This is a genomic window from Litorivivens sp., from assembly GCF_041625495.1.
Taxonomy (GTDB): domain Bacteria; phylum Pseudomonadota; class Gammaproteobacteria; order Pseudomonadales; family Spongiibacteraceae; genus Litorivivens.
In genome coordinates this window covers 1-8,696 of sequence record NZ_JBFJTH010000158.1, presented here as the reverse complement: position 1 = coordinate 8,696, position 8,696 = coordinate 1, and the positions used below count along the sequence as shown (strand labels likewise).

Below are 8,696 nucleotides of genomic sequence, written 5' to 3'. Positions count from 1 at the left end.
GTCGCTTTCTGTTAAAAGGCGGCGAAACCCAGTGGGTCGATGGGCCGCTGACTCGCGCAGTTAGAGAAGGCGCTATCTGTTATATGGATGAAGTGGTCGAGGCTCGCAAAGATACGACCGTTGTGCTTCACCCCCTTTCCGATCATCGCCGTCAACTGCCAATCGAACGCCTCGGTATTACGCTGGATGCAGCACCCGGCTTTTGTCTCGTCGTTTCCTATAACCCCGGCTACCAGAGCATCCTGAAAGACCTCAAAGACTCGACCCGCCAGCGCATGGTGGCCATTGAGTTTGATTACCCCGCGCCTGAAACCGAGCAAACCATTCTAATTCAGGAATCCGGTGTCACCGCGGATACGGCCGAGCAATTGATCACACTGGCCCAAGCGATTCGCCGATTGGAAACCGGCGGTTTGCGAGAAGTCGCCTCCACTCGCGTGCTGATCGCCGCTGCCCGTTTGACGACCGAAGGCCTGAGCCTGCGCGAAGCGGCGCGTTACGCTATTGCTGCACCCTTGAGTGACGATCCGCAAGTAACCGCTGGCCTCAACAAAATGATTGAAGCCTACTTGACGGAGTAAACCCCATGCCACTGCGCATCAAGCTTTTTACCGGCTTGTTCTGGCTGTGCAGCGCTGTACTACTGTGGTTTGGCGTGCAGCTGATCCTGCTTGGTGGTTCACCGTATTACCTCGCCGCCGGGCTGATATGTGCTTCAGTGGCCTGGCTGACGCGTCGACGACAGACCAAAGTGCTCGGTCTTTATACGGTCTTTTACGCCGCTACACTGATATGGGCGCTGTGGGAATCCGGCCTCAATGGCTGGGCGCTGACCGGGCGACTGGCCTTCTTTACTGTGCTGGGGTTGTGGATGCTAGCTCCGCATTACCGCAGCTATCTGGGGCTGAATCCCGGCTTTTCCGGCGCAGGCATTTTCTGGCCCACGTTGTCGCTCTCTTTAGTGCTTACGGTTGCCGTGATCTTTTATCTGGATACACCGAGGCGTCATCCCGAAGCAAACATCGACTACAGCGCCCCCGTCAATCCCCGCGACGGCAAATGGCACCACTACGGCAATACCCAAGCCGGTTCGCGCTTTTCACCCTTAGTCCAAATTACGCCGGAAAATATTGGCAAACTGGAGCCGGCATGGACTTATCACGCCGGCACGCGAGGCTATGAACCTGCCAGCATATTCGAAGGCATTCTCACCATCGAAGCCACGCCATTGGCCATTGGGGATCGCCTCTATCTGTGCACGGGCTATAACGACATTATCGCATTGGACGCCGAAACCGGACGTGAAATCTGGCGCCATGAATCGGGTCTCGATGCCCGCAACGTGGCCACAAAAACCTGTCGCGGTGTCAGTTACTATGCCGTGCCGGAAGCCAGGGGGTTCTGCTCGCACCGGATCTACACCGCCACGCTGGATGCTCGGCTGATCGCCGTTGATGCCGATAGCGGCAAGCCCTGCACCAACTTCGGTCGCAACGGCGTCGTCGACCTGTTGCAAGGGATGGGTGAAGTCGTCAAAGGCTATTACTACGTCACGTCGCCACCCGCCGTGATACGCGGCAGACTGGTACTGGGTGGCTGGGTACTAGACGGCCAGCACACCGAGGAGCCTTCCGGCGTCATTCGCGCCTTCGACGCGGTAACTGGTGAATTCAGCTGGGCCTTTGATATCGGCAAGCCGGATTTTCACAGCCTGCCGCCCGAGGGGGAATTTTTCACCCGAGGCACACCCAATAGCTGGAGTGTGATGAGCGCCGACGAAGAACTCGGGCTGGTCTATGTACCCACCGGCAACGCAACGCCCGACTATTATGGTGGCCATCGCAGCGCCTTTGACGATACTTATTCCAGCGCAGTCGTCGCCTTGAATGCCGAGACCGGCGAAGACGTGTGGGTATTTCAGACCACCCACCACGATCTCTGGGATTACGATGTTGCCTCCCAACCAGTATTGATTGATCTGCCCGACGGCCGCAAAGGGCTGCTGCAACCGACCAAACGAGGCGAAATCTTTTTCCTCGACCGAACGAACGGCGCGCCGTTGACGGAAGTGAAAGAACTGCCCGTTCCCCAAGGCGCCCTGCCCGGTGACTGGATTGCTCCCACCCAACCCTACTCCACGGGACTGCCCTCCTTTGAAGGCGTGGAGCCAAGCGAGAAAACCATGTGGGGTGTCACGCCGCTGGATCACGCCTATTGCCGTGTGAAATTCCTTCAGGCCCGCTACGAAGGCACGATGACACCCATCGGCGTGGAGCAACCGACCATTACCTGGCCGGGCTTTCTCGGCGGCATCAACTGGGGCAGCGTTAGCATTGATCCGGCACGTCAACTGATGCTGGTCAACTCTACCCATGTGATGATGTACAACCGGCTGGTCGAGCGCGCGGTCGCAGATGAAAAAGGCGTCACCCCGATTACTGCGGACGGCGGCAAAAGCGTGGGGCTTTATGCCTCACAAACCGGAACTCCCTACGCCGCCTTAATCAAACCCTTTCTTTCCTTCTTCGCTACGCCTTGTCAGCAACCCCCTTACGGGCTGATGAGCGCCGTGGATCTGAGCAGCGGTCGCCTGCTCTGGCAGAAACCACTGGGAACCTCACGCGACAGCGGGCCACTGTTATTACGCAGTTTCTTGCCACTGCCTATCGGTGTACCCAATCTCGGCGGCTCGCTGACCACTGCCAGCGGCCTGACCTTTATTGCCGCCACTCAGGAAAAAATGATTCGCGCTTTCGATAACCGCACCGGAGAAAAAGTGTGGCAGGCCCGCCTGCCGGCCGGCGGGCACGCCACTCCCATGACTTACTGGTCCGACAAAAGCCAACGCCAGTTTGTGGTGATCGCTGCCGGCGGTCATACCGCCATGCTGTCCGGCAAAAGCGACGCGGTCATTGCCTACGCACTTCCTGTACCTTCGCATAATCAACAAGAGCTAACACAATGAGCGAACAAAAAACTCTTATCATCACGGGCAGCAACGCCGGCATCGGCTATACCACTGCCCTGCAGGCTGCGAAAGAAGGCCAGCGCGTGATTATGGCCTGTCGCAACCAGAGCAAGGCCGATGCGGCTCGCCAGACGATTGTGGATGCCGTTCCTGGCGCTGACGTGCTGGTGCGAATTCTCGACCTGTCGTCCTTTGACAGCATCCGCCAGTTTGCCGCCAGCATTGAACAGGAATTTGATCACATTGATGCTCTGATCAATAACGCTGGCATGATGCCGTCGACGCTGGAACACACCACTGAAGGTTTTGAAATGCAGTTCGGGGTGAATTATCTGGGACACTTTCTGCTGACTCACTTGCTGATCCCCGTGCTGTCTCGCTCCCCGGATGCCCGCATTGTTCACCTGTCTTCCCTCGGCCATCTATGGGGAAATATCAACGAGAAAAACTTTCGCGACCGCAGCCCCTATCTGATGGGTGTAACGGCCTACGGCCAATCCAAACTTGCCAATGTGCTTTTCAGTCAGGAGTTGGCTCAGCGCTTACCCGCCAATATCGTTAGCAATGCGGTTCATCCCGGGTTTGTTGATTCCGACTTTTTCCGCAACATTCCCAAGGCCATCTATTTCTTCTGGCGCCGGGTGTTGGTATCACCCGAGACCTCAGCTAACTTCACTCTTGAAATGGCACTGGCGGAAAACTGGAAAGACCGTTCCGGAGAATTTGTATCAGCTCAGGGACCACTGCCAAAAAGCCCCCGTCTGCGCAATGCCCGGCTAAGCCAGACACTCTACGAGAAAAGCTGCCAGTTAACCGGCGCAACACCGCTGACTAAACCCGCGCTTCAGGCACAGGTTGGCTGATGAGCACACCATCGGTTTTCATCACCGGCGCGGCCACGGGTATTGGAGCGGGGCTGGTCAGCAAATTGGCAAACAGTGGCTGGCAGGTTTTTGCGGGCTACCGCTCCTCACCGCCCGAATCCGCCAGCTGGTATAAACACCCAGCAGTGAGACCAATCCAGTGCGACATTGCGTCAACTGAGCTAGTACACAAGGCGGCAAACCTGATAGCACAGGCTACCGGTAACCGTCTGGATCTGCTGATCAACAATGCAGGCTGTTTTACCAGCGGTGGTGTCGTGGAAGCCGCAGATCTAAACGCCTATCTGCAGGCGATGGACATAAACCTCTACGGGCCGCTACGGGTAATCCGCGCCTGCATGCCATTGCTACGGCACGGGCACTACCCCGCCGGCGGCAAAGGTCGCGTAATTAACGTGGCCTCGTCCTCCACCCTGATGACCTTTCCAATGGCGGCAGCGTATACCGTTTCCAAACAGGCATTCAAAACCGCCAGTGCACACCTACGACTGGAAATGGCCCCCTTTGAGGTCCAGGTTACCACTCTCGATCCCGGCTCAATTGCCACACCCATGACCGACAATGAGCACAAGGGCGCTGAGCAATGGCAAGCCATTCCGGAATCACTGCGCAGCCAGTATCGGCATAAATTTATCGACGCGGATGAGCTAATGAAACGCAATACTCGTGTCAGTGCCTACACGCCAGAGTACTTTACCGAGATCGTGTACCGAAAAATCATTACAAAAAAACGCTTCCGCCCGCTCTACCTCATCGGGCCCGGCACGGCTGCCATGCCCTTGCTACAGCGACTGATATCGCTGCAAGGGCAGGAAAACATTTGGGCGCGGCTGTTTCGCCGCGAACACGACATATTTTCACCTTCAACCGGCGACCAGAGCATTCTGGAACGCTGAGCCCCATACAGAGGAAGCATTACGATGGCTAACCGACGCGCACGCAAACCACGCCATGTACCGACGGAATTGGTTTACGAATTTGATATGTTTCTGGACGAGGAATACCAGCGCAACCCCTTCAAACGGGTCAAGGATCTGACCGAGCAGGCGCCACCGATTTTCTGGACCCCCTGCAATGGCGGCCATTGGGTTACTCAGGGCTTTGACGCCACCTTCGAGATTGGCAGCACCCCGAAAGTGTTTTCCAATGAGGTGGTTCCTCATAGCTGGATGCATGCGATTGCCAAAATACAAAAATTTCTCGCCAACATTGGCATAAAGACACCCCGCATTCCCATGCCCTTTCCGCTGCTGGTCGACCCACCGCTACATTCCCAGTACCGGCGACCGCTGACGTCCGTCTTCTCCCCCAAAAATATTCGACAACTGGAAGAGGGATTCCGACAGTCGGCGCAGGGCTTGCTCGATACCATTGCCGACAAAGGCCAATGCGAGTTTATCAGTACAGTTGCTGAGCCCTTGCCGGTACAACTGTTTCTACAAATATTTGGTTTACCCCTCGAAAATCTACCGGAATACCGGGCATTACTGAAAGAACATATGCAGGGCACTACCGAAGTTACCAGCAATCTCGTAAAGCTTACGACCTTGCTCGGCATCGTGGATGTACTGAGAGACACGTTAATAGATCGCAAAAACAACCCAAAAGACGACCTGATCAGCAAGCTTTGGCAAACGGAAATCAACGGCAAACCCATTGAACTGCATGACATCGAAAACCTTGCAGTCACCCTGTTTCTCGGTGGACTCGACACCGTGGTACAAGGCATCGGTTTTGGCGTACATCATCTCGCCATTGATCAGGAATTGCAGCAGCAATTGCGGGATAACCCTGACCGGATTGACGACGCTATCGACGAAATTCTGCGTCGCTATGCCATTGCCACGCCGCCGCGCAGGGCACTGACCTCAACTGAATTGCACGGGGTGAATTTCAAAAAGAATGACGTGATCTATATGTTCCTGCACGGTGCCAACCTCGATCCCACGAAGTTTGAAAACCCGGAAAAAGTGGACATCGACCGTCCCAACAAAAAGGAACATATCAGCTTTAACAGCGGCCCCCACTACTGCCTGGGCGCCTATCTGGCGAAGGTGGAACTGCGCATTCTCTATGAAGAACTGCTCAAGAAGGTTCCGACCTTCCGGATTGACCCGAGCAAGCCACCGCAATTTCACGCCGGCTTTATTGTGGGTGTCGATTCACTGAATCTGGTTTGGTAGGTCAGTTCGCGAGGCGGTTCACTCCCACATTTGCGTTCTGTAAGGACAGTGGGAGCGGGCCAGCCCGCGAAATCATCTCGGCGAATCGACGCCCGGCTCCGGCCCAAACGGCTTGGTCAACAACACCAGCGCCGGCATAAACAGCAGGTCCGCAAGCAAAGCCACCAGAATTGCCGCAGACAGCAACAGACCAAAGCTGGAGATGATCGCCATGCTCGACAACAGGTAGCAGGAAAATGCGCCTATCAGAATAATGGTGGTAATCATCAGGGCTGGCCCCACATCTTTCAACGCCAGGTCAACCGCCTGCGCATAGTTGCCGGTTTTCAAAAACTGCCGCCGCAGGTTGATCATTAAGTGAATGGTGTCATCCACCGCTATGCCAATGGCGATGGTGGCCAGCAGCAGCTTGACGTAATCCAGATGCATGTCCAGCCAGCCCATGACGCCCATCACCACCAGCACCGGTGCGATATTGGGAATCATCGACAACATACCAACTTTAATGGATCCAAAAGCAACACAGAGGATGACGGCAACGCCCAGAAAGATCAGGCTGTAACCAACGATCTGCGTGTGGCTAATGTACTCGGCCATCTTGACCCACATCAGGCCGACGCCGGTCTTTTTAACCGCAGCCCCCGGCACCGGGTTCTGTTCCAGATAGTTATCAATATCCGACAACAGCTTTTTCAAGTTGCGCGAATCGGTCATTTTCACACGCAGTTCGACCACCGCCTTTGCGTAATCGTGAGAAACGAAGTCATAGACTTCCTTGCCACCCGACAGCTCATACACGAAAAAGTATTGCGAGATGAGCTGCTGGTCATCGGCCAGCCGATAGAACTCCGGGTTGTCACCGTGAAAACTGCGATTGATATCCTTTTGCAAATCCGCCACTGAGAAAGAATTTTGCACAAAGGGCTGAGCCTCGCTGAATTCCTGAAGCGCTTCGATGGCTTTCAGAAACTCCGGATCTTTAATGCCGTCAGCGCGCTGGGTGTCGAAAATGTATACCACACTCAGCACGCCCCCCATCACCTGCTCTACTATCTCGGTATGTTTGCGCCACTCCACATGAGGTTTGAATTCTTCAAGAAAATTGAAATCCACTTTCAGCAGGGTTGTACCCACCACACTTGCGCCGAGAACAAAGGCGCCAATGGCTACCAGCCGGCGCGGGTAACGCACCGAAACCGCCGCGCACCAGTCCACCGCTTTCAGCACAAAAGGCTGTACATAGGCCTTTCCGGTGGCCTTTTTTGTTTTACCGCTGCCCAGAAAAACCACCAATAAGGTGGTGGATAAAACAAACGTGCACATCACGCCAATGGCTGCATAGATCGCCATTTCACTCAGGGCTTTCAACTCAGACACCGACATCACCAGAAAGCCCATGGCTGTTGTGATCGCCGCCATCAGACAGGCACCGCCAACTTTGCCAATGGCGCCCTGTACGGCGTCAGCGCGACTGTTCCCCTGTGCAAGCCGACGCTGGTATTCCAGAATGATATGCACCGACTGGGCCACCCCCACTCCGGATATCAGGGTGGGCACAATGCCAAAAAACATACCCAACACCCAGCCGAACAAGCCCATAAAACCCGCGACCAACACCACGCTTAAAATGACCACGGCCAGCGGACCGAGCAACCCCAGCAAACTGGCCCGGAATAGTATCAGCGAAAACACCGCCAGCAGTAAAAATGTCAATGGGATACCGACCGAAGAATCCTGCATAAATACATTGTTGTAGGCCGCGTTCATGGCCACATCACCGGTCTGGAAAAACTCGATACCATCAAACTCCGGACTGGCAATAATCGTGCGAATCGCTGCATCGCTAACCTGCGGATAGAGATTATCCAGCGCCGTGCCTTTCTCCGGGTCGTAGATAATATCGTCAAGCAGATCAACGCTGCTCTTGTCCATTTCCAGAATAATGGCCGCGTACTGACCAGTTTTATCGATCAGATAATCCACATAGAGCGGTCGGCTCATCACCAGATCGCGCAGAGCAAGAAGCTCTTCTTGAGTAGGTGGCACTCTGCGCATCAGTTTGCCAACGTTAATGGTGTCCTCGTCAGCGCGAATAAATTCCGTACTGGTCAGACTGGTCACATCGCGTACAAAAGGCACGTCGCTTTCCAGCCTTTCGGTGAGAAGCTGGATTTTTCTCATGGCCTCGAGATCAAATGGGCCGTGCGGTGAATCGGGTACGCGGTAGAGAATGTAGCCCACTTCGTCCGAGAGGAATTCGTCAAGGTATTCAATATAGGCTTTGTAGCTAGAGTCGCTGCGATCGAAATAAGCATCCAGGCTGTTGTCACTTACTACCTTGCTGGAAAAGTACAGGCCGCCGCCGAGCAGTATCAGACAGAAGATAGCAACAATGGCCCGGTGATTGATGGCCCAGGCAGCGAGCGATTCAAAGGCCCGATCAGTTCGGTCTACGAGTTTGTTGGACATGGCATTCTCTGTTGTTGTTTTTATTTGAGGCGGTGAGGTGATTGAAACGCACGCTTTGCGGACAAAACCGCAGACACTGCTATTGCGGTAAACTCCGCTGAGCTTCGTACAGATAAGCCTCAACCATCGCCCCCACCTGTTCCGCCGGCGCGGTTTTCATGCCGCCACTGGCGCCCTTTTTCAAGCGCGCAT

6 protein-coding genes are annotated in these 8,696 nt (G+C 55.0%); 5 read left to right on the top strand and 1 reads right to left on the bottom strand.

Translation table 11 applies throughout. The annotated features are described in order from the left end of the window. The 5 genes from ABYP39_RS15210 to ABYP39_RS15190 form a co-directional block, all read left to right on the top strand. A partial coding sequence (locus tag ABYP39_RS15210; RefSeq protein ID WP_372783381.1) for a CbbQ/NirQ/NorQ C-terminal domain-containing protein occupies window positions 1-581 on the top strand: 581 nt, incomplete at its 5' end. 5 nt (window positions 582-586) lie between these two features. Further along, window positions 587-2,965: a membrane-bound PQQ-dependent dehydrogenase, glucose/quinate/shikimate family gene (locus tag ABYP39_RS15205; protein WP_372783379.1), complete on the top strand. Its 2,379-nt coding sequence runs from the start codon at window positions 587-589 to the stop codon at window positions 2,963-2,965. Further along, the gene (locus tag ABYP39_RS15200; protein WP_372758722.1) at window positions 2,962-3,831 is read left to right on the top strand and encodes an SDR family oxidoreductase; all 870 of its coding nucleotides are present in this window, start codon (window positions 2,962-2,964) and stop codon (window positions 3,829-3,831) included. The genes ABYP39_RS15205 and ABYP39_RS15200 overlap by 4 nt, the downstream gene beginning before the upstream one ends. Further along, window positions 3,831-4,748 (top strand): SDR family NAD(P)-dependent oxidoreductase, encoded by a 918-nt coding sequence (locus tag ABYP39_RS15195; protein ID WP_372783377.1) that lies wholly within the window; start codon window positions 3,831-3,833, stop codon window positions 4,746-4,748. The genes ABYP39_RS15200 and ABYP39_RS15195 overlap by 1 nt, the downstream gene beginning before the upstream one ends. A 24-nt stretch (window positions 4,749-4,772) precedes the next feature. Further along, complete coding sequence (locus ABYP39_RS15190) at window positions 4,773-6,035, top strand: cytochrome P450 (RefSeq protein WP_372783375.1); 1,263 nt, start codon at window positions 4,773-4,775, stop codon at window positions 6,033-6,035. Between the two features lie 72 nt (window positions 6,036-6,107). Here ABYP39_RS15190 and ABYP39_RS15185 read toward each other — a convergent pair whose 3' ends face one another. Then, window positions 6,108-8,504, bottom strand: coding sequence for an RND family transporter (locus ABYP39_RS15185; protein WP_372783373.1), 2,397 nt, complete (start codon window positions 8,502-8,504; stop codon window positions 6,108-6,110). Window positions 8,505-8,696 lie beyond the last annotated feature (192 nt).

What these genes read in the sequence shown, in the direction of transcription:
- ABYP39_RS15205 (WP_372783379.1), top strand. Translation starts at nt 587, where the DNA reads ATGCCACTGCGCATCAAGCTTTTTACCGGCTTGTTCTGGCTGTGCAGC.
- ABYP39_RS15200 (WP_372758722.1), top strand. Translation starts at nt 2,962, where the DNA reads ATGAGCGAACAAAAAACTCTTATCATCACGGGCAGCAACGCCGGCATC.
- ABYP39_RS15195 (WP_372783377.1), top strand. Translation starts at nt 3,831, where the DNA reads ATGAGCACACCATCGGTTTTCATCACCGGCGCGGCCACGGGTATTGGA.
- ABYP39_RS15190 (WP_372783375.1), top strand. Translation starts at nt 4,773, where the DNA reads ATGGCTAACCGACGCGCACGCAAACCACGCCATGTACCGACGGAATTG.
- ABYP39_RS15185 (WP_372783373.1), bottom strand. Translation starts at nt 8,504, where the DNA reads ATGTCCAACAAACTCGTAGACCGAACTGATCGGGCCTTTGAATCGCTC.